This is a genomic window from Streptomyces dysideae, assembly GCF_001514305.1.
GTDB lineage: Bacteria > Actinomycetota > Actinomycetes > Streptomycetales > Streptomycetaceae > Streptomyces > Streptomyces dysideae.
Genome location: NZ_KQ949075.1, coordinates 218,007 through 238,604, shown reverse-complemented (window position 1 = coordinate 238,604; position 20,598 = coordinate 218,007). Strand labels below are relative to the sequence as shown.

Below are 20,598 nucleotides of genomic sequence, written 5' to 3'. Positions count from 1 at the left end.
CCCCATCGGGGTCGCGGTTCAGCCCAGCTGCGCCCGCAGATACGCACGCCACCGCGCCGTGAAGTCCGCCGGCGTCGTCCCCAGTACGTCCTTCAGCGCGCCCTCCACCACGCCCGCCCGCTTCTCGTGCGCGCCCACGGCCCGGTAGAACTCCCCGAGCCTGACCTCGCCCCACCGGTCGGCGATCATCCGGCATGCCATCCAGCCGCCCTCGTACGCCAGCGCCAGCCTCGTCGCGTCCCCCGTGAAGCCGAAGTCCGCGTCGGACGGCAGCGTCGCCGGTAGCCGCCCCTCGCGCACCGCGCGGCCCAGCTCGGGGGCCGCCTGGGACGGGGAGCGGCCGGTGCCGAGGTAGCCGACCCAGTCGGCGTAGCCCTCGGACAGCCACAGGGGCGTGGCCGCGCTGGTGTCGGCGCGGGTGGCGACGTGGGTGGTCTCGTGGGTGAGGACCACCTGTTTGCCCACGCGGCCGAGGACGCCGTACGCATCGGGGTTGACGATGATCCGGTCCGCGGGCGCGTCGGCCTGGGCGCCGGTCTCGCCCGTGGTGACCGCGGCGATCCCCCGGTAGGAGGAGGCCGGTGAGCCGAGCAGCCCGGCCATTGCCTCCAGCGACTCCGGTACGAGGACCACGACGTGCCGCGCCCACTCCGTGCCCCACGTCTCCGACACGGCCGGCACCGCGCGGTGCGCCAGCTCCGCGTATCCGCGCAGTGACTCGGCGGACTGCCCGACGCCGAGGACGAGGCTCTCCTCGCCCCGTACGGCGGTCACCTCGCCCTGGTCCCACAGCTGTTCGGCGGACTTCTCCGCGGGCCGCTCCGCTTCGACGTACCACTGGCCGCCCGCGTCCAGGCTGAGAGTGAGGGTACGGCCGGCGGTGACCGGTGCCTTGTCGTAGCCGCGGACGCGGTAGCGCAGGTCGGCCTCGGCGGTGGCCGTGTCGCCGGTGCGGTGCAGGGCGGTCACGCGGTACGTCCAGGCGGCGAGGGGCACCGCGCGCAGGTTCCCGAACCAGTCCCGCGCGCCGGTCTTCAGGAACGCCGGCTCGTCGTGCCCGACTATCGCCTCCGCCCGCCGGTCCAGCACCCGCTGGACGTCGGCCCTGGCGGTGTCGGCCGGCGCTCTGCCGCCGCACGCCACCAGCGCGACGAGCAGCAGACAGAGCACGACGACTCCGGAACCCGACGCCCGCCTTCGACCAGCCATTTCCCGATCGTACGGCGGCGAAGGCGGGAGGGTCAGACCGCCGGTGCGCGAAGGTCAGACCCTGGTGACCGTGGCGCCCGGCATCATGCCCACCGGGTCGTAGCGCACGGGGGCGCCGGGATAGGGGGCGTGGATGACCTGGCCGTTACCCATGTACATCCCGACGTGACTGGCGTCGGAGCGGTAGGTGACCAGGTCGCCGGGCTGGGCCTGGGAGAGCGGGACCTGCCGGCCGGCGAACCGCTGGGCCTGCGAGGTGCGCGGCAGGGCGACGCCGGCCTGGGCGTAGGACCACTGCATCAGGCCCGAACAGTCGAAGCCGGAGGGGCCGTTGGCGCCCCAGACGTACGGCCTGCCCAGCGCGGACTGGGCGGCGGCCACCGCTGCCGCCGCGCGCGCCGAGGGCGTGACGACGCCCCCGAGGTCGGGCATGCCGTCGCGGCCGGAGCGGGAGGCGCGGTCGTAGGCGGCGCGGTCGGCGGACGGCAGGGAGTTGAGCAGCTGCCGGGCCTTGGCGAGTTTCCGCTCGACGGTCTTCTTGTGGGAGGCGACGGCCTTGCGGCTCCTGTCCAGCTCGGAGAGTTTCCGGGTGCCCTCGGCGCGCTCCTGGGCGAGTTGGCGCATCGCGTCCTGGAGGTCCTCGAGCTCACCGGCCTGGTGGGCGGTGATCCGGTCCAGTACGGCTGCCTTGTCGAGGTAGTCGTCCGGGCCGTCGGAGAACAGCAGGGCGAGGGACGGGTCGATGCCGCCGGAGCGGTACTGGGCGTCGGCCAGCGAACCGACCGCCTCCCGCAGCGCGTTGATGCGGTCCTGCTGGCGGGCGATCCGGTCCTGGGCGGTGCTGACCTGCTTGCGCAGGGAGTCGGCGCGCTCGTCGGCCTTGTTGTAGGCCTCGGTGGCCTTCTCGGCCTCCGCGTAGAGCGTGTCGACTTCGGCCCGGGTGTCGTCGTGCGTCGCGGCCACCGCCGATGTGGCGGGGACGACCCCGAGGGCCGCGGCGGCGGCTGACATGACGCAGAGCGCGGCAGTGGCGCCCCGGTCGAACCCGGATGGTACAAGGCGGCGATGGGACCCCACGGGAAGCCGCACTCCTTCCGCTGGCGGACAGGGAAACGCGGCAGACAGTAGCTCCGGGGAGGGGCGACAACCAAGGACCTCGGCGGGCACACAAAGTGACGCCCCGCCTCTGACGCAGGTCATGGGCGGGGCGTGCGGTCAGCGCGAGTTGTCGCAATTCGCCCGTTCGGACGGCGCGCGGTGTTGATCTTCGGAGATCAGACCCGGACGCCCCACATGAAGGGGCCGCCGATCGTGTTCATCGACTCGTAGCGGACGACGGTGCCGCTGCGCGGGGCGTGGATGATCTGGTTGTTGCCGGCGTAGATACCGACGTGATGCAGGTCACCGAAGAAGAACACCAGGTCGCCGGCCTTGAGGGCGGACACCGAGTTGATGCGGGTGCCGATCTGGGCCTGCGCCTCGGAGGTGCGCGGGATCTGGATGCCTGCCTGGGCGTAGGCCCAGGAGGTCAGGCCCGAGCAGTCGTAGGAGGCGGTGCCGGTGGCGCCGTAGACATACGGCTTGCCGAGCTGGCTCTGGGCGGCGGAGTAGGCCGCCGCGGCGCGGCCGGAGGCTGCGGTGCCGCCGCCGAGGGCGTCGCGGGCGCTGGCGCGGTTGGCGCGCTCCTGCTCGGCGTCGAGGGCGGCCTTCTCGGCAGCCGTCAGGGAGTTGAGCAGCTTCTGCGCGGCGGCGAGCTTGCTCTGGACTTCCTTCTTCTTCTTGCCCAGCTCGGTGCGGGTGGAGGCGAGGTCCTTGAGCTTCTCGGAGGCCTCGGCCCGCTCCTGGGCGAGTTCGCGCTGCTTGTCCTGGATCTTCTTCAGCGACTCGACCTGCTGGCTGCTCAACTGATCGAGCGTGGACGCCTTGTCGAGGTAGTCGTCCGGGTCCGCGGAGAGGAACAGCTGGACGGAGGAGTCGATGCTGCCGGTGCGGTACTGGGCGGCGGCCGCCAGGCCTATCCCCTCGCGCAGCTCGTTGAGCTCCTCCTGGCCGCGGGCGACGTTGTCCTGGATGGTGGAGATCTCCTTCTGGAGCTTCTCCTGCTTCTCCTTGGCGCCGTTGAACTTCTCGGTGGCCTGCTCGGCCTCTTCGTAGAGCTTGTCGACCTTGGCCTTGACCTCGTCCTTGCCGGGCTTCTCGCTCGGCGCGGCGTTGGCGGCCTGCGAGCTGATGGCCACGGCGGCTGCCGCCGCGGTGGTCAGCACGGTCACACGTGCCCGGCTCGGCTGCTTCGGTCGACGGTGGGACGCCACGGAGGTGAACTCCTTCTCTTGAGTGATCACCTGCTCGGAGGTTCGAGGCCAGACCCTAGTGACCTTCCCGTGATCAGTTCAAATCCTCACGAGGAAAATCTCGTCACACCGTGCATTCTTTGCCCACAACTCACATGCAGTGACGCCCGCTTGACACTACGTTGCGTGACGATTCCACCAATTCGGATATTAGGCCCGTACGTTGACCTTCAGGACAGCCGCTTGAGGAGCATCGCGGAAGCGACGGGCCGGGCGCCCGCCCGGGCGACCCCGTCGGCCACCTCGCGGTCGGTCGAGGCGACGATCACCGGACGGCCGGGCGGCTCGGCGCGCACCAGCTGGCGGATCAACTCGTCGGCGGTGACGCCCGGCTTGGAGAACAGCACCCGCACCCCGCGCGGCGGCGCCAGCAGCACCGGCGCGGCCAGCTCGGCCCCGTCGAAGACACAGGTCACTTCCGCCCCGGTCTGGGCGGCGAGCTGGGAGAGCTGACCGAGGAGCCTGAGGCGCTGCTTCTCGAGCGGCATCTGGGGATAGCCGGTCTTGGTGACGTTGTAGCCGTCGACCACCAGATGGGCCTGCGGCAGGGCGAGGAGCTGGTCGAGGATCGCGGGGTCGTTCTCGGACAGCGCCCGCGCGGCGATGTCCTTCGGGGTCATCCGTCCCGGTTCGACCGCGTCCACGGTCTCGGCGGGCCGTACGGACACGGGCGGCAGGGCGAGTTCGCGCCGCAGCCCCTGCGCCGCGTCGAGGACGGTGTCCAGAAGCAGACGCACGCGCATGTCCTCGACACTGCGCCCCTCCCGCGCTGCTTTGCGCGTGGCCTCCAGGGCGGCCTCCGCCTCCCCGAGCCGGGACTTCAGGCGCCGGGTCTCACTCTCGGCCGCGGACACCTGCGCCTGCCCCTCGGTGCGTACGGCGTCCATCTCGGCGTGCACCTTGCGCAGGGCTGCCTCGCCGCGCTTGACGTCACTGAGGGCCGCGCGCAGCTTGCGGTGAAGCGAGTCGGCTTCCTTCTTCGCCGCGTCCAGCTCGGTCCGCATCCGCTCGGTCTCGGTACGGGTGTGGTCCCGGGCGGCGGCGAGTTCCTCGCGCAGCCGCTCCAACTCGGCGCGGTTCTCCTCGTCGGCGCGCTCGGCGTCGGCCCGCAGGGCCTCCTCGCCGGCCGCGGTCACCAGCTTCACCCAGCCGGTGGGGCGCAGCACATAGGCCGCGGCCGCCACGTCGAGCGGATCCGCGGCCGGGGGCGGCGAACCGGCGTCGAGGGCGCCGGACAGCTCCGGCTGGGCCTCTCTGAACTTCTCCCCGATCCGCTGCCGGAACAGCGGATCGGTCTCCAGCGCGGCCGCCATCGCGTTGCCGGCGAACTTGGCCCGCCGGTTCGGGGCGAACCGGGCGTACTGCCTGAGCTGGGCGGGCAGCTCACCGACGGTCAGCCCGCCGAAACCGTCGGACACGATCTGGACGACGCGACGGCGCACACCGTCGGGCAGCGGACGGTCGAGCACCTCAGCGGCGCCGTCGCCCGGCCCCCCGCCTGCGCTCTCCACCATCCGTCACACCCCAATGCCTGTGCGGGGCCCGCTCCCGTCAGGAGCCGGCACCCGGCCTGTCAACGAGTTCCACCTGGTCCACGGCGTTGCACCAGCGGCAGCGCACCGACTCGATGGTCTCACTGACCACCTCGCGCTCCTCGACCTTCGGCTCTCCGGCCAGGTCGAGGTGGACATACTCGACGACCTTCGACGAACGGGTCACGTCGAAGCGCGTGAGATTGCCGCAGAGGGTGCAGCGCCACCGCGTCGTGGCGGTCGGCAGGGGAACCGTCATCGTGACTGTGCTCTTTCCTTCTTGGCTTCTATTGTCAGTGACGCGCCGGCCTCCCCGGTGCGTGTGGCTCGTTACCCTACGGCCTGGCGGGTAGTCGCCGCCCGTCCGTCCACGGCGGCGAGGCGGTCTGTGCCGTTCGGTCCGGTTACGTCATGCTCTGTGTCCATGGTCGGTAACTGGGGCGTATCCGTCGGCAGGACCTTGTGGCGGCCGTCGGCGCCGGTGACGTACGCACTGATCGCCCTGTGCTGCCTGATCTTCCTGATCGGCCCGGCGGCCGGCCTGAATCCGGCGTACGGCTCCGGCGAGGGGCTGCTCACCGCGCAGCACGCCTACTTCCGCCGCTGGGGCGTGATCCCCGTAGAACTGTTCGAGGGTTCCGCCCGGGCCGCCCTCACCCCCGCCACAGCCCTGTTCATCCACGGCAGCTGGGTCCATCTGCTCGGCAACATGCTCTTCCTCTACGTCTTCGGGATGATGACCGAGGAACGGATGGGCCGCGTCCAGTTCACGCTGTTCTACCTCGGCTGCGGCTACCTCGCCCTGCTGGGCTACGCGGCCGCCAACGCGGACTCCACGCAGTCCCTGGTCGGCGCGTCCGGGGCGATCTCGGCCGTCCTGGGCGCGTTCCTGTACCTGTTCCCCCGGGCACGGGTGACAAGTCTGCTGCCGTTCCTCTTCTTCCTTCCGCTGCGCTTCCCGGCGTGGGTGGTGCTGCCGTTCTGGGTGGCCCTGCAGTGGGTGGCGGCGGGGCGGGCGAGCCAGGGGCCGGGGGTGGCGTATCTGGCCCATCTGGTGGGCTTCGGGCTCGGTCTCGGCTACGCCTGGGTGCGGTTCGGAGAAAAGGAAAGGCGCGTAGCGCGGCCCTGGAAGGGCGGTGGTGGGAGACGGGCGGGCGACTAGAGTGAAGGCCGCCCCAGCTCCGGCCTCCGAGGGAGAGAACCAGCCGTGATCACCGCGATCGTCCTGATCAAGACCAGCGTGGACCGGATTCCCGAGATCGCGGAACGGATCGCCGCGCTGGACAGCGTCAGCGAGGTCTTCTCCGTCACCGGCACCTACGACCTGATCGCCATCGTGCGGGTGAAGGAGCACGAGGACCTCGCCGAGGTCATCCCGGGCAGCATCAGCAAGATCCCCGGCGTGGAGGGGACGGACACGCACGTGGCGTTCCGGACGTACTCGCAGCACGACCTGGAGGCGGCGTTCGCGATCGGTCTTGACAGCTGAGCGCCCGGGTCCCTCCCCTGACGTCTTCGACGGCCTTTGATGAAGAGTTCTTCATCTCGGCCTCATCCTGACCGCCGGCTTCCGTTCGCAGGATGAGCCCCATGGTCTTCTCTCGCCGGATGGCGGCCCCGGCCGCCGTCGTGGTGATCCCGCGCGGAATCGCCGCGACCAGTTTCGCCCTCACCGACAGTCCGGGGCCGCCGACGGTTCCGCCGCGGGTGGAGCTGGACAACGGCTCGCCCACACCGGCACGGACGCCCACACCCACGCCCCCGTCCACCCGGCCCGGGGCCGACGCCCGGCGACGACAACTGACCCACCGCGGTGGCGGCTCTCCGCCCGGGGCCGCATCCTGCTCTGGCTGGTGTTCGTGATGGCGGTCGCGCTCGCCGCCCTCCTGGTCCGGCAGTACGCCGACCCGGACGAGGAGCTGATCGGCCTGGTGGGCCGGGCGGGGCAGGACCCGACGCACCTCCACCAGCGCCGCGACCTGCCCGCACCGCTGTTCCGGGACACCGACGCCCAGCGCCGCATCTTCGACTCGCCCGACTCCTCCGGCGTCCTGATGCGGGCGTCCGGCGAGATCCGCTGGGCCAAGGTCCCCGTCGCCCGGCCCGGCGCCGAGCCGGAGGCCGCGTTCGTGGTCGCCGTCCACCCCGCCCGCGAGCTGGAGCGGGTGGAGGTCGTCTTCCGCATCCTGCTCGCCATCTCCGGGGTCGCCCTGCTGCTGACCACCGGCATCGGCTGGGCGGTCGCCGGCCGGATCCTGATGACCGTACGGCTCACCGCGGCGGAGCTCACCGAGCACGACCTGACCCGGCGTATCCCGGTGCACGGCCACAACGACATCCCTCGTCCCGCCCACCCTGCACGATCCGGGCGCCACCACGACGTACGGCGTCGGCGAGCTGATCCGCGCCGCCCTCGACACCGGCGTACGGCGGATCCTGGCCGGCTGCGGCGACTCCGGTACGTCCGACGTGGGCGCCGGCGCGCTCCAGGCGCTCGGGATGCGGCTGCTGGACGCGGACAGCCGTGAACTCCCCTGGGGCGACCGCGAGTTGAGGCGCGTCAGCCGGATCGACGCGCGGGGCCTGGACCCGCGCCTGCGTGAGGTGGAGCTGCTCGTCTCCTGCATCCCGATCAACGTGCTGTGCGGGGTGCGCGGCGTGGCCCGCGCCTACGGACCGCAGAAGGGCGCGACGCCCGCGCAGGTCGAGGAGCTGTCGGCGGGCCTGGACAACTGGGCGCAGGTCCTCACCCGCGACCTGGCCGTCACCCGCACCGACCTGCGGTACGGCGACGGCACCGGCGCGTCCGGCGGTCTGGGCGCGGGCCTCGCCGCCCTCGGCGCCCGTTTCCTGCCCCGCTTCGACGCGCTGCTGGACTACCTCGACCTGGCCGTCACCGCCGAGGGCGCCCTGGACCACCAGACGCCCCGCGGGAAGGCGCCGGCCGAGGTGGCCCGCCGGGCCAAGCCGCACGGGCGCCCGGTGCTCGTGCTGGCGGGCACGCTCGGCGAGGGCGCGCACAAGGTGCCCGGCGTGGATGCCTTCAGCGGCATCCTGCCGGCCTCGATGGCGCTGGCCGAGGCGCTGGTGCGGGCGGGCGAACTGCTCACCGACGCCACCGGACGCGCCCTGCGGATGATCCAGCTGGGCGCCCGGCTACCGGCTCACGCGGAGGTGTCCGGCACGCAACGCCCGTCCTCCGTACGGTAGTTCCACCGGGCGCCGTCCGTGACGAGCTCCTTCACGGCGCTGACGAACCGCTCGACGTGCTCGTCCGGCGTACCCGCCCCGAAGCTCACCCGGATCGCGTTGAGGGACTTCTCGCCGGGCGCGGCCTCGGGGGCACCGCACTCGCCCTGCGTCTGCGGGTCGCTGCCCAGCAGGGTCCGCACCAGCGGGTGGGCGCAGAACAGACCGTCCCGCACCCCGATGCCGTACTCGGCGGAGAGCGCGGCGGCGAAGTGCGAGCTGTTCCAGCCGTCGACGACGAAGGAGATCACGCCGACGCGCGGGGCGTCGTCCCCGAAGAGCGACAGGACGCGCACCTCGGGCACCTCGGCGAGCCCGGCGCGCACGGTGTCGATGAGGTACCGCTCCCGGGCGACCAGGGTGTCGAAGCCGGCCTCGGTGAGCGCCTTGCAGGCGGAGGCGATGGAGTAGGCGCCGATGACGTTGGGCGACCCGGCCTCGTGCCGGGCGGCGCTGTCGTGCCACTCCACGTCCACTCCCCCGTCGGCACGCCGGCTGACCTTGCGGCTGGCGCCGCCGCCCGCGAGGTACGGCTCGGCCTCGGTCAGCCAGTCGGCACGGCCGGCCAGCACACCGGAGCCGAACGGGGCGTACAGCTTGTGCCCGGAGAAGGCGACCCAGTCGACGTCCAGGTCCTGGACGGACACCGGGTGGTGCGGGGCCAGCTGGGCGGCGTCCAGGACGATCCGGGCGCCGTGCGCGTGGGCGGCGGCGGCCAGCTCCCGTACGGGCCACAGCTCGCCGGTGACGTTCGAGGCGCCGGTGACGCACACCAGGGCCGGTCCGTGGGGGGCGCGGTCGGCGAGGGCGCGCTCCAGGGTCTCGACGGCCTGGCGCGGGGTGCGGGGGGCGTTGAGGTAGGTGACCTGGGCGTCGCGCCAGGGCAGCAGGGAGGCGTGGTGCTCGGTCTCGAAGACGAAAACCTGGCAGTCGGCGGGCAGTGCGGCGGCGAGCAGGTTGAGCGAGTCGGTGGTGGACCGCGTGAAGACCACCTGGTCGCCGTCCCGGCAGCCGAGGAACTCGGCGACCGTCCTGCGGGCGTTCTCGAACAGGTCGGTGGAGAGCTGCGAGAGGTACCCGGCACCGCGGTGGACGCTGCCGTAGTACGGCGCGTAGGCGGCGACGTCGTCCCACACGCGCTGCAGCGCCGGGGCGCTGGCGGCGTAGTCGAGCGCGGCGTAGGTGACCTCGCCGCCGGTGACGAGCGGGACGGTGACATCACGGCCGAGAACCGGCAGCGGGGCGCAGACGGACCGGTCGGCGGCAACGGTGGAGACAGACATGGCGAACTCCCGTGAGAGGCAGCTGAATCGACCACGCGAGCGGACATGGCTCAAGCGCGGAAGGAAAGTGAAAGGGGGATGCGGAGGCGGGGCTCTGCGGCCCTATCGCATTCGCTTGCTCACGGAAGGCTCCTCGACGACCAGGACCCCTGGCTTCTCGAGGGGTCCGCGCTTGCCGCAGACCTCGCTGCCCACGGCCTGGTCCTCACCCGGGGCACCCCGCCACGGACGGAGGGTTGCCGGACAGTCGGCCGGGGCCTCATGACTGTCACTCATGACCTGGTACAGGAACGTACGTGAAGTGATCGGAGTCCCGCAACCCGAGTCCGGATTGCGGGACATCCAGCCGCGGAAGGCTACGCGTTGCTGGCCGCCACCCAGCGGTCCAGCGTCCGCTTGGCCGCCCCCGAGTCGATCGACTCCGCGGCCTTCGCCATACCGGCGCCGATCCGGTCCACCAGCGGCCCGTCACCGGGTTCCAGGGCCACCAGGGCGGCCGCCGAGTTCAGCAGTACGGCGTCCCGTACGGGGCCCGTCTCACCGTTCAGCAGGCGCAGCGCCACGTCGGCGTTGTACGAGGCATCCGCGCCCCGCAGCGCCTCCACCGGCACCAGCTCGAGGCCGACGTCCCGCGGGTCGAAGGCCTCCTCGGTGACCTTGCCGTCGCGGACGATCCACACCCGTGAGGTGGCCGTGGTCGTCAGCTCGTCGAGACCGTCGTCGCCGCGGAACACCAGGGCGGACGAGCCGCGTTCGGCCAGGACGCCAGCCATGAGCCCGGCCATCCGGGTGTCGAAGCAGCCGATCGCCGAGGCGGTGACCCGGGCGGGGTTGGTCAGCGGGCCGAGGAGGTTGAACGAGGTCGGGATCCCCAGGTCCCGCCGGACCGCGCCGACGAATCGCATCGAGGGATGGAACTTGGCCGCGAAGCAGAAGGTGATCCCGGCCTGTTCCACCACGTGAGCCACCCGCTCGGGCGACAGGTCCAGGTTGATGCCGAGCTTCTCCAGGACGTCGGAGGATCCGCTCGCCGAGGACGCCGCCCGGTTGCCGTGCTTGACGACCTTCGCGCCGGTGCCCGCGATCACGATCGCGGACATCGTCGAGATGTTGACCGTCCGGGCCCGGTCGCCGCCGGTGCCGACGATGTCGACGGCCGGACCGGGGATGTGCAGGGGCTGCGCGTGCGCGTACATCGCCTCGACGAGGCCGTTGATCTCCTCGACGGTCTCGCCCTTGGCCCGCAGCGCCACCATGAAGCCCGCGATCTGGGCGTCCGTGGCCTCGCCGCTCATGAAGCGGTTCATGGCCCACGCCGTGTCGGCGGCGTTCAGGTCCTGTCCGCGGAGCAGGGTGCTCAGTACGTCGGGCCAGGTGCGGCCCGCCGCGGTGTCGCCTCCAGCGGGGGTCACAGCGCTCATAAGCCGCTCCTGGGTGCAGTCCCGTAGACCGGGACGTGAGTCTCAACGGGTCCACCCTATCCAGCCCCGGGCACGGCGAGGGGCCCCCGTCCGAAGACCGGACGGGGGCCCTTCAACCGTGGCGTGGCTGGCGCAGCGATCAGTGGTGGCCGTGGCCGCTCGTGATCTCCTTGTACTCCTCGACGGTCGGCTTCGGGATCTGGGCGTCCTCGTCGAAGTACGCCTTGCTGACCTTGGCGCGCAGCTTCTCGGAGCCCTTCACCTTGCGCTCGACACCGTTCTCGTCGACCGCCGGGCCGATCTCGACCGGCTTGTACTGCTCGTGCGCGGTGAGGGTGTGCAGCGCGTCCTGGCTGAGCGGCTCGTGCACCTCGATGAACTCACCGTGCGGCAGGCGCTTGATGATGCCGGTCTCACGACCGTGCAGCACCTTGTCCTTGTCGCGGCGCTGGAGGCCGAGGCAGATCCGCTTGGTGAGGATGAACGCGATGACCGGTCCGACGAAGAAGAAGATCCGGACGAACCAGGTGATGGCGTTGATCGACAGGTGCAGGTGGGTGGCCCACAGGTCGTTGCCACCGCCCACCAGCGTGATCATGTACATCGTGACCCAGGCGACACCCAGAGCCGTACGGGTCGGGGCGTTGCGGGGACGGTCCAGGATGTGGTGCTCACGCTTGTCACCGGTGACCCAGGACTCGATGAACGGGTACAAGGCCAGCGCGGCGAGCACCACGCCGAAGAGGACCAGCGGGATGAACACGCCCAGGACGAGCGTGTGACCCCAGATGTTGACCTCCCAGCCCGGGAAGAAGCGGATCAGGCCCTCGGCGAAGCCCATGTACCAGTCGGGCTGGGCGCCGGTGGACACCTGGTCCGGACGGTAGGGGCCGATGGCCCAGACCGGGTTGATCTGGGCGACCGCCGAGATCACCGCGATCACACCGAAGACCAGGAAGAAGAAGCCGCCGGCCTTGGCCATGTACACCGGCAGCAGCGGCATGCCGACGACGTTCTTGTTCGTCTTGCCGGGACCAGCGAACTGCGTGTGCTTGTGGAAGAACACCAGGATCAGGTGCGCCACCACGAGCCCGAGCATGATGCCCGGCAGCAGCAGGATGTGGATCGAGTAGAACCGGGCCACGAAGTCGTCGCCGGGGAACTCGCCGCCGAACAGGAACATCGAGATGTACGTGCCGACGATCGGCGTGGCCAGGATCGCGCCCTGGGTGAAGCGGACACCGGTGCCGGAGAGCAGGTCGTCCGGGAGCGAGTAACCGGTGAAGCCGGTGAACATGCCCAGGACGAACAGCAGGAAGCCGAACAGCCAGTTGATCTCACGCGGCTTGCGGAAGGCGCCCGTGAAGAAGACGCGCATCATGTGCACGAACATCGCCGCGAGGAAGATCAGCGCCGCCCAGTGGTGGATCTGCCGGATCAGCAGACCGCCGCGCACCTCGAAGCTGATGTCCAGCGTCGACTTGAAGGCCTCGCTCATCAGCTGGCCCTGCATGGGGACGTAACTGCCGTGGTACTCCACCTCGTTCATCGACGGGTGGAAGAACAGCGTCAGGTACACACCCGTGAGGATGATGATGATGAAGCTGTAGAGCGCGACCTCACCCAGCATGAACGACCAGTGGTCGGGGAAGATCTTGCGCATGTTGGCCTTGGCCAGGGTGTAGATCCCGAGCCGGCCGTCGGCCCAGTCGGCGATCTTCTCGCCGGCCGGTGCCTTCTCGCGCGAGCGCGAGGCGGAGTTGGTCGTAGTGCTCATCCGCGCTCCCAGAATGCAGGACCGACGGGCTCTTCGAAGTCGCCGAGCGCCTCGAGGTAGCCCTCGTCGTTCACGCCGATGCGCAGCTGCGGCAGGGCGTGGCCGGCCGGGCCGAAGATCACTCGGGCACCGTCGGAGAGGTCGAAGGTGGACTGGTGGCAGGGGCACAGCACATGGTGCGTCTGCTGCTCGTACAGCGAGATCGGGCAACCGACGTGGGTGCAGATCTTCGAGTACGCCACGATGCCCTCGTGCGACCACTCGAGCTCGCGCTTGTCCTTGATGTTGTCCGGCTGGATCCGGACGATCATCAGGGCGGCCTTGGCGATCTCGGTCTGGAACTCGTGGTCGTGCTCCTCCAGGCCCTCGGGCTTGGCGAAGGTGAGGGAGCCGACCGCGACGTCCGCCGGACGCAGCGGCTCGTTGGTGTTCATGTTGACGAGCAGCTTGCCCTTGGACCACAGGGTGTGGCGCAGCTTGGTGCCGGGCAGCGGGCCCAGGTCGCGCAGCAGCACGACGCCGGAGAGCGGGAACAGGGCCAGCGCGCCGAACATCGTGTTGCGGATCAGCTTGCGGCGGCCGAGCGCGGACTCCTTGGCGCCCTGCTTGAAGTCCGCGTGGACCTTCGCACGGACCTCGGGCTCCGCCTCGATCGGGTGCCGCTCGTCGGCGATCTCCTCGTCCGACATCAGGGTGCGGGCCCAGTGGACCGCGCCCGCGCCGATGCAGAACAGCGCCAGACCGAGGGTCAGCCCCAGCGCGAAGTTCAGCGCGTTGAGGTGCCCGATCGGGAAGACGAAGACCGACTTGTCGTGCGGGATCGTCACATACGAGGCGATGAAGCCGACGGTCGCCAGCATGGACACCGTGAACAGCAGGGCGACCGCGCGCTCGGACCGCTTGGCGGCCCGCTCGTCGATGTCCTGGATCCGGTGCTCGTGGGGCGGCAGACCCGGGTCGGCGAACGGGTGCTTCTCGTCCGCGACCGCTACCTGGGTGGTGTCCTGCGCAACGGGCAGGTTCTCTTCTGGAATGTCTTGGCTACTCATGACTTCTTGGCCTTTGCGGTCCGAGCGGCGACCCAGACGGCGACCGCGATCAGCGCGCCGAGTCCGAAGATCCAGGCGAACAGACCCTCACTGACCGGACCGAGTCCGCCCAGCTCGAGGCCGCCGGGGTTCACCGTCTCGTCCCCGTTGACCGCGTTCAGGTACGCGATGATGTCCTTCTTGTTCTGCTCCGACAGCGTGGTGTCGGGGAACGAGGGCATGTTCTGCGGGCCGGTCTGCATGGCCTCGTAGATGTGCTTCGGGTCGACGCTCTCGAGGTCCGGCGCGTACTTGCCGTGCGTCAGCGCGCCGCCCTTGCCGGTGAAGTTGTGGCACTGGGCGCAGTTGTTGCGGAACAGGTCGCCGCCCTTGGCGATGTCGGCGCCCTCGGGGCCGTACTGCGCCTCGGTCGGCACGGACGGACCGGCACCCAGCGAGGCGATGAAGGCCGCCAGCTGGTCGATCTCGGCCTGCGTGTAGACCTTCTTCTTCTTCGGCACCTGGGCGCCCTGGGAGGTCGCGGCCGGCATCCGGCCGGTGCCGACCTGGAAGTCGACGGCCGCGGCGCCCACGCCCACCAGGCTGGGACCGTCGGAGCTGCCCTGACCGCCGGTTCCGTGGCAGCTGGCGCAGCCGACGGCGTAGAGCTTCTTGCCCTCCTCGATGGTCAGGGACTGGGCGGTCTCATCGGCCTTGGCGTCGCGCGTGGGCACGAACGCGGCGTACACCATCCCCGTCGTCGCCAGCGCGAGGAGTAGGACGACGACCGCCGCCAGCGGATGGCGTCGTCGTGCGGAGAGCTTTTTCACGGATTACCCCGGTGTCAGGATCTTCTGCGTCGATGCTTCTGGATGCGTGTTGCGGGAACGCGCTACTTGATCATGTAGATCGTGGCGAAGAGGCCGATCCAGACGACATCGACGAAGTGCCAGTAGTAGGACACGACGATGGCGGCGGTCGCCTGCTCGTGCGTGAACCTCTTGGCCGCGTAGGTGCGGCCGAGGACCAGCAGGAAGGCGATGAGACCGCCCGTCACGTGCAGGCCGTGGAAACCGGTGGTCAGGTAGAAGGCCGAGCCGTACGGGTCGGAGGAGAGCGAGAGCCCGTCCTTCTTGACCAGCTCGGTGTACTCGTACACCTGACCGCCGATGAAGACCGCACCCATCACGAAGGTGACGATGAACCAGCCCCGGAGCTTCTTCACGTCACCGCGCTCGGCGGCGAAGACGCCGAGCTGGCAGGTGAGGGAGGAGAGCACCAGGATCGTGGTGTTGGTCGCCGAGAACGGGAAGTTCAGGGCATGCGCCATTTCCTTCCAGTGATCGGGTCCCGTCACTGATCGCAGGGTGAAGTACATCGCGAAGAGGGCCGCGAAGAACATCAGCTCGGAACTCAGCCAGATGATGGTTCCGACGCTGGTGAGGTTCGGCCGATTGACCGATGGGTGCGCGTGCCCGGTTTCTACTGTCGTTGCTGTCGCCACGACCGACATTATGTCGGTCGCTTATCCCGCCCTCACTCCGGGGGGTGCCGTTCGGAGTGTTCGCAGCTCGGGTACGGCCCGTATGGCCCATCGAAGTGGTGTCCGAACCGCTGTTGACGGGCTGTTCAAGGGAGTAGCATCCGCGGCATCGGGCTCTGCCCGTCTTGGGCCGTACGACGCTGACGTCACGGAGGAAGCATGCAGCCGACCGCCACGGTGCTGGTCTACAGCGACGACTCCAACACCCGCGAGCAGGTGCGGCTGGCCTCCGGCCGACGGCCGGCTCCCGATGCCCCGTTGGTCGAGTTCCTGGAGTGCGCCACTCCGGCCGCCGTTGTGAAGGAGCTGGACAAGGGCGGCATCGACGTCTGCGTGCTGGACGGGGAGGCCGCGCCCATGGGGGGCATGGGGATGTGCCGGCAGATCAAGGACGAGGTCTTCGCCTGTCCGCCGGTGCTGTTGCTGATCGGCCGGCCTCAGGACGCGTGGCTGGCTACGTGGAGCCGCGCTGATGCGGCTGTGACGCTGCCTGTGGAGCCTGTGGAGTTCGCGGCGGCGCTTGCTTCGCTGTTGCGGCAGAAGAGGGCTCTGAACGCCTAGGAGCTCGGTTCTGAGCGGTTGTGCGGCGGCTGCGGGCCCGTGGGGGGTGCTCGCGCAGTTCCCCGCGCCCCTTATGGGGCGCTCACACCGCCGTCGGGCGCAGTCTTGCCGCCTCCTCCGGGCGAGGGCCGTCCGGGGTTCCGCCGACCAGTGCGCTGCCCTTGCGCCACTTCTTCCAGGCGAGGTTCCAGTCGCCGAAGCCGTTGCCGAAGGGTTCCATGGTGTTGCCGTAGCTGTTGACGACCTCGACGATGTCGCCCTCGCGGACGTTGTCGAAGAACCACTCGGCGTTGCCGGTGCTCATGCCGGTGCAGCCGTGGCTGACGTTGGCGGAGCCCTGGGAGCCCACGGACCAGGGGGCGGCGTGGACGTACTCGCCGCTCCACGTGACGCGGGTGGCGTAGTAGACGGGCAGGTCGTAGGACTCCGGTGAGCCCTCGGCGATGCCTATGCTGGTGCCGCGCATGCGTACGAAGTACTCCTTGCCCAGGACCACCTTGACGCCGTTGCGGGTCTCGAAGCCGGGCTTGCCGGTGGTCACGGGGAAGGTCTTGATCTTCTCGTCGTTCTTGTACACCGTCATCGAGTGCGACGAGGCGTCCGTGACGGCGATGACGCGGTCGCCCGTGGTGATCTTCAGGGGGTTGACCTTGCCGCCCCAGAGCCGGTCGCTGATCCTGACGCCCTCCAGGTTGCTGCGGACCTGGATGGTGGCGTGGGCGGGCCAGTACTCCCTGGGGCGGTAGTGGAGTTCCTTGTCGTCGACCCAGTGCCAGGTGCCCTGGGCGGCGGGCGTGGAGTCGACCCTGAGGGCCCGCTCGACGATGGCCCGCTGTGCCTTGTTCTTGATGGGCTTGCTCAGCTCGGCGGTGATGGGCTGGCCGACGCCGTACTTGCCCGCCTTGGGGCCGAACTTCACGGTCAGGTGCTTCTTGCTGGTGGGCCTGCTGGTGTCGAAGGTGAGGACCTTGCGGCCGGGCGCCCCGTCCTCGTCCTCCGTGCTCACCCGCACCGTGTAGCGGGCGTCGGCGGCCAGCGGGGAGGTGCTGTGCCAGCGGCTGCCGTCGGCGGAGAGTTCACCCGTCACGTACCGTCCGGTGGCGTCCATGGCGGTGACGTCCGTGATACGTCCGTCGGAGCCCTCGGCTGTGACCTCCAGGGGCTTGTCGGGGTCGGCCTTCTTCCCGTCACCGGTGGGACCGTTGAAGGCTATCTGGTCCGCCGCGTCGTACGGCTCGGCGGACAACGGATGGCCGTCACTGCTGCAGGCGGTGACGCCCGCGCCGAGGGCGATCACCAGCAGCGTGCAGCTGACGACGGTGCTGGGGGGGCGTGAGTGGTTCATGACCTCACGCTAGGAAGGTCCGTCAACGGTGGCGCGCCGGGTGACTCGTACGAGGGACACAGATTGCGGCAAACGCAGGAGCCCGGACCCTCCTTACGGAGTGTCCGGGCTCCTGTGCGGCTCAGCTCGTGCTACTGGGTGCGGTTCTCACCGCGGTAGTACTCGAAGACCCAGCCCCAGACGCCGACCAGGAGCAGCGGCGCCGAGAAGTACATCAGCCACCAGCCGATCGCGATCGACAGGAAGGCCAGCGCGCCTCCGACGGCGAGCGACAGCGGCTGCCAGCTGTGCGGGCTGAAGAACCCGACCTCGCCGGCGTCGTCCGCCACGTCCGCGTTCTTGTTGTCCTGCGCACCCGCGTCGACCCGCCGGGCGGTGAAGCCCAGGTAGAAGCCGATCATGATGCTCAGGGCGAAGGAGAGGAAGAGAGCCGTGGTGCCGGCCGGCTCCTTCGACCACACGCCATAGACGATCGCCATACCGAGGAGGAAGACGCTCAGCCAGACGAACATGGTGCCCTGGGTCTTCACTTGCCGGCCTCCTTGCCACCAGCCAGAGCCTTCTCACCGTGAGGGGCGTTCTCGAGCTGGTCGAGCGCGGCGATCTCAGGGTGGTGCAGGTCGAACGCCGGGGATTCGCTGCGGATACGGGGCAGGGTGAGGAAGTTGTGCCGCGGCGGCGGGCACGATGTGGCCCACTCCAGCGAGCGGCCGTAGCCCCACGGGTCGTCGACCTCGATCTTCTTGCCGTACTTGGCCGTCTTCCAGACGTTGTACATGAACGGCAGGACCGACAGGCCGAGGACGAACGAGCTGATGGTCGAGATCGTGTTCAGGGCGGTGAAGCCGTCGGCCGCGAGGTAGTCCGCGTAACGGCGCGGCATGCCCTCGGCACCCAGCCAGTGCTGGACCAGGAAGGTGCCGTGGAAGCCGATGAACAGCGTCCAGAAGGTGATCTTGCCGAGGCGCTCGTCGAGCATCTTGCCGGTCATCTTCGGCCACCAGAAGTGGAACCCGGCGAACATCGCGAAGACGACGGTGCCGAACACGACGTAGTGGAAGTGCGCCACCACGAAGTACGAGTCCGAGACGTGGAAGTCCATCGGCGGCGAGGCCAGGATGACACCGGTCAGACCACCGAAGGTGAAGGTGATCAGGAAGCCGGTCACCCAGAGCATCGGCGTTTCGAAGGACAGACTGCCCTTCCACATCGTTCCGATCCAGTTGAAGAACTTCACGCCCGTTGGCACGGCGATGAGGAACGTCATGAAGGAGAAGAACGGCAACAGCACACCGCCGGTGACGTACATGTGGTGAGCCCACACCGTCACGGACAGACCCGCGATCGCGATGGTGGCCGCGATCAGACCCATGTAGCCGAACATCGGCTTACGGGCGAAGACCGGGATGATCTCACTGACGATGCCGAAGAACGGCAGCGCGATGATGTACACCTCTGGATGGCCGAAGAACCAGAACAGGTGCTGCCACAGCAACGCTCCGCCGTTGGCCGAGTCGAAGATGTGCGCCCCGAACTTGCGGTCCGCCTCCAGCGCGAACAGCGCGGCGGCCAGCACCGGGAAGGCGAGCAGGACCAGCACACCGGTCAGCAGCACGTTCCACACGAAGATCGGCATGCGGAACATGGTCATGCCCGGCGCGCGCATGCAGATGATCGTGGTGATGAAGTTGACCGAGCCGAGGATGGTGCCGAAGCCGGAGAAGGCCAGGCCCATGATCCACAGGTCGGCGCCGATGCCCGGCGAACGGACCGCGTCCGAGAGCGGGCTGTAGGCGAACCAGCCGAAGTCGGCGGCGCCGTCGGGGGTGAGGAAGCCGCCCACCGCGATCAGCGAGCCGAACAGGTACAGCCAGTAGGCGAACATGTTCAGCCGCGGGAACGCCACGTCGGGCGCGCCGATCTGCAGCGGCATGATCCAGTTCGCGAAACCGGCGAACAGCGGCGTCGCGAACATCAGCAGCATGATCGTGCCGTGCATCGTGAACGCCTGGTTGAACTGCTCGTTCGACATGAACTGCAGACCCGGCCGGGCCAGCTCGGCGCGCATGAACAGCGCCATCACGCCACCGATGCAGAAGAACGCGAACGACGTGACGAGGTACAGCGTCCCGATCGTCTTGTGGTCAGTGGTGGTGAGCCACTTGATCACGACGTTGCCGGGCTGCTTGCGCCTGACCGGCAGCTCGTTCTCGTACGAGTCCTCGGCTGCCGCGGCACCCTGGGGTTCGTTGAGGATGCTCACAGGTTGTTCGTCTCCCGGTTCTTCTCGTGGCTCGTCTGCGCGATGCCGGCGGGAACGTAACCGGTCTGCCCCTTCTTCACGAGTTCCTGGAGGTGCTCCTCGTAAAGCTCGGGGGAGACCACCTTCACGTTGAACAGCATCCGGGAGTGGTCGACGCCGCAGAGCTCGGCGCACTTGCCCAGGAAGGTGCCCTCCTGGTTCGGGGTCACCTCGAAGGCGTTGGTGTGGCCCGGAATGACGTCCTGCTTCATCAGGAACGGCACCACCCAGAAGGAGTGGATGACGTCACGAGAGGTCAGGACGAAGCGGACCGTCTTGCCCTTGGGCAGCCACAGGGTGGGGCCCGGGTTGCCCGTCTGCGGGTTCTCGCTGGCGGGCGTACCGGCGTCGTAGACACCGCCGGCGTTCGCCGGGAAGTCCTCCTTGAACCGGTCCGGAATCGCGGCCAGGTTCTTGTCGGTCTTCGCGTCACCGGTGGAACCGTCGACGTTCTCGACGTAGTTGAAGGCCCAGCTCCACTGGTAGCCCACCACGTTGACGGTGAGGTCGGGCTTCTCCTTGAGTTCGAGAAGCTTCGACTCGTCGCGGGCCGTGAAGTAGAAGAGCACCGAGACGATGATCAGCGGGACCACCGTGTACAGCGCCTCGATGGGCATGTTGTACCGGGTCTGCGGAGGGACCTCGACCTTGGTGCGGCTACGCCGGTGGAAGATCACACTCCACATGATCAGGCCCCACACCAGCACGCCGGTGGCCAGTGCGGCAGCCCAGGAGCCCTGCCAAAGGGAGAGGATCCGCGGAGCCTCTTCTGTGACCGGAGTGGGCATACCAAGGCGGGGAAAGTCCTTGTATGTGCAACCGGTCGCGGTCGCCAGGACCAGGCCCGCGGTCAGTGCCTGCAGCAGCTTCCGCCGCATCGGGCGCCGCGGCGAGCGGTCGGAGCCGTTGGGACTCACGTAGCGCCTTCCCGAGAGTCTCGCCCGCGCGGTCGGCTGCGGCCTTCTCGCTGGTCGGTCGCCGCCCTGCGTCGGGCAGG

18 protein-coding genes, 3 pseudogenes and 1 riboswitch are annotated in these 20,598 nt (G+C 69.4%); of the genes and pseudogenes, 6 read left to right on the top strand and 15 right to left on the bottom strand.

The genetic code is table 11. From position 1 onward, the window contains the following. Nucleotides 1–18: 18 nt before the first annotated feature. From AQJ91_RS01050 to AQJ91_RS01030, 5 genes are all read right to left on the bottom strand, one after another. Complete coding sequence (locus AQJ91_RS01050; protein WP_067014761.1) at nt 19–1,209, bottom strand: hypothetical protein; 1,191 nt, start codon at nt 1,207–1,209, stop codon at nt 19–21. 54 nt (nt 1,210–1,263) lie between these two features. Beyond that, a complete protein-coding gene (locus AQJ91_RS01045; RefSeq protein ID WP_067014758.1) occupies nt 1,264–2,286 on the bottom strand; it encodes a C40 family peptidase in 1,023 nt (340 codons plus the stop codon). A gap of 197 nt (nt 2,287–2,483) precedes the next feature. Next, nucleotides 2,484–3,521 (bottom strand): C40 family peptidase, encoded by a 1,038-nt coding sequence (locus AQJ91_RS01040; protein WP_067016042.1) that lies wholly within the window; start codon nt 3,519–3,521, stop codon nt 2,484–2,486. Nucleotides 3,522–3,730: 209 nt separating this feature from the next. Then, nucleotides 3,731–5,074, bottom strand: coding sequence for an NYN domain-containing protein (locus tag AQJ91_RS01035; protein WP_067014755.1), 1,344 nt, complete (start codon nt 5,072–5,074; stop codon nt 3,731–3,733). Nucleotides 5,075–5,111: 37 nt separating this feature from the next. Then, entirely contained in the window at nt 5,112–5,351 is a 240-nt protein-coding gene (locus tag AQJ91_RS01030) for a hypothetical protein (protein ID WP_055541554.1), read from the bottom strand. Between the two features lie 165 nt (nt 5,352–5,516). Here AQJ91_RS01030 and AQJ91_RS01025 point away from each other — a divergent pair. From AQJ91_RS01025 to AQJ91_RS01015, 5 genes and pseudogenes are all read left to right on the top strand, one after another. Beyond that, nucleotides 5,517–6,303 (top strand): annotated as a pseudogene (locus tag AQJ91_RS01025) (rhomboid family intramembrane serine protease). Continuing rightward, entirely contained in the window at nt 6,300–6,581 is a 282-nt protein-coding gene (locus AQJ91_RS01020; protein ID WP_067014752.1) for an Lrp/AsnC family transcriptional regulator, read from the top strand. Before AQJ91_RS01025 ends, AQJ91_RS01020 begins: the two are co-directional and overlap by 4 nt. Before the next feature lie 101 nt (nt 6,582–6,682). Next, entirely contained in the window at nt 6,683–6,955 is a 273-nt protein-coding gene (locus AQJ91_RS55075; protein WP_234381772.1) for a hypothetical protein, read from the top strand. After that, nucleotides 6,931–7,431 (top strand): annotated as a pseudogene (locus tag AQJ91_RS48560) (two-component sensor histidine kinase); the annotation flags it as partial. The gene AQJ91_RS55075 and the pseudogene AQJ91_RS48560, both read left to right, overlap by 25 nt. Then, nucleotides 7,430–8,302: pseudogene (locus tag AQJ91_RS01015) on the top strand (glycerate kinase family protein); the annotation flags it as partial. The pseudogenes AQJ91_RS48560 and AQJ91_RS01015, both read left to right, overlap by 2 nt. Here AQJ91_RS01015 and AQJ91_RS01010 read toward each other — a convergent pair. The 6 genes from AQJ91_RS01010 to ctaE all read right to left on the bottom strand — a co-directional run bounded on the left by AQJ91_RS01010 (nt 8,257) and on the right by ctaE (nt 15,363). Next, nucleotides 8,257–9,624 carry an aminotransferase class V-fold PLP-dependent enzyme gene (locus AQJ91_RS01010; protein WP_067014748.1) on the bottom strand — a complete coding sequence of 456 codons (1,368 nt, stop codon included), beginning with the start codon at nt 9,622–9,624 and terminating at the stop codon, nt 8,257–8,259. The pseudogene AQJ91_RS01015 and the gene AQJ91_RS01010 sit on opposite strands and share 46 nt — an antisense overlap. A 163-nt stretch (nt 9,625–9,787) precedes the next feature. Further along, nucleotides 9,788–9,904: riboswitch (SAM riboswitch) on the bottom strand. Between the two features lie 76 nt (nt 9,905–9,980). Beyond that, complete coding sequence (gene trpD / locus AQJ91_RS01005) at nt 9,981–11,045, bottom strand: anthranilate phosphoribosyltransferase (RefSeq protein ID WP_067014744.1); 1,065 nt, start codon at nt 11,043–11,045, stop codon at nt 9,981–9,983. 139 nt (nt 11,046–11,184) lie between these two features. Then, complete coding sequence (gene qcrB / locus AQJ91_RS01000) at nt 11,185–12,822, bottom strand: cytochrome bc1 complex cytochrome b subunit (protein WP_067014740.1); 1,638 nt, start codon at nt 12,820–12,822, stop codon at nt 11,185–11,187. Further along, a complete protein-coding gene (gene qcrA, locus AQJ91_RS00995) occupies nt 12,819–13,871 on the bottom strand; it encodes a cytochrome bc1 complex Rieske iron-sulfur subunit (RefSeq protein WP_067014737.1) in 1,053 nt (350 codons plus the stop codon). The genes qcrB and qcrA overlap by 4 nt, the downstream gene beginning before the upstream one ends. After that, nucleotides 13,868–14,680, bottom strand: a complete 813-nt coding sequence (gene qcrC, locus AQJ91_RS00990; protein ID WP_067014734.1) for a cytochrome bc1 complex diheme cytochrome c subunit — start codon at nt 14,678–14,680, stop codon at nt 13,868–13,870. Before qcrC ends, qcrA begins: the two co-directional genes overlap by 4 nt. A gap of 62 nt (nt 14,681–14,742) precedes the next feature. Beyond that, nucleotides 14,743–15,363, bottom strand: a complete 621-nt coding sequence (gene ctaE, locus AQJ91_RS00985) for an aa3-type cytochrome oxidase subunit III (RefSeq protein WP_067014731.1) — start codon at nt 15,361–15,363, stop codon at nt 14,743–14,745. A gap of 189 nt (nt 15,364–15,552) precedes the next feature. Between ctaE and AQJ91_RS00980 the strand changes: the two genes are divergently transcribed. Continuing rightward, a complete protein-coding gene (locus AQJ91_RS00980; protein ID WP_067014728.1) occupies nt 15,553–15,954 on the top strand; it encodes a response regulator in 402 nt (133 codons plus the stop codon). A gap of 82 nt (nt 15,955–16,036) precedes the next feature. Here AQJ91_RS00980 and AQJ91_RS00975 read toward each other — a convergent pair whose 3' ends face one another. The 4 genes from AQJ91_RS00975 to ctaC all read right to left on the bottom strand — a co-directional run bounded on the left by AQJ91_RS00975 (nt 16,037) and on the right by ctaC (nt 20,518). Next, complete coding sequence (locus tag AQJ91_RS00975) at nt 16,037–17,299, bottom strand: L,D-transpeptidase (protein WP_067014725.1); 1,263 nt, start codon at nt 17,297–17,299, stop codon at nt 16,037–16,039. A gap of 131 nt (nt 17,300–17,430) precedes the next feature. Beyond that, entirely contained in the window at nt 17,431–17,829 is a 399-nt protein-coding gene (locus AQJ91_RS00970; RefSeq protein ID WP_067014722.1) for a cytochrome c oxidase subunit 4, read from the bottom strand. After that, entirely contained in the window at nt 17,826–19,562 is a 1,737-nt protein-coding gene (gene ctaD, locus AQJ91_RS00965) for an aa3-type cytochrome oxidase subunit I (RefSeq protein ID WP_067014719.1), read from the bottom strand. The genes AQJ91_RS00970 and ctaD overlap by 4 nt, the downstream gene beginning before the upstream one ends. Next, nucleotides 19,559–20,518: an aa3-type cytochrome oxidase subunit II gene (gene ctaC / locus AQJ91_RS00960; RefSeq protein WP_067014716.1), complete on the bottom strand. Its 960-nt coding sequence runs from the start codon at nt 20,516–20,518 to the stop codon at nt 19,559–19,561. Before ctaC ends, ctaD begins: the two co-directional genes overlap by 4 nt. Nucleotides 20,519–20,598: the final 80 nt, after the last annotated feature.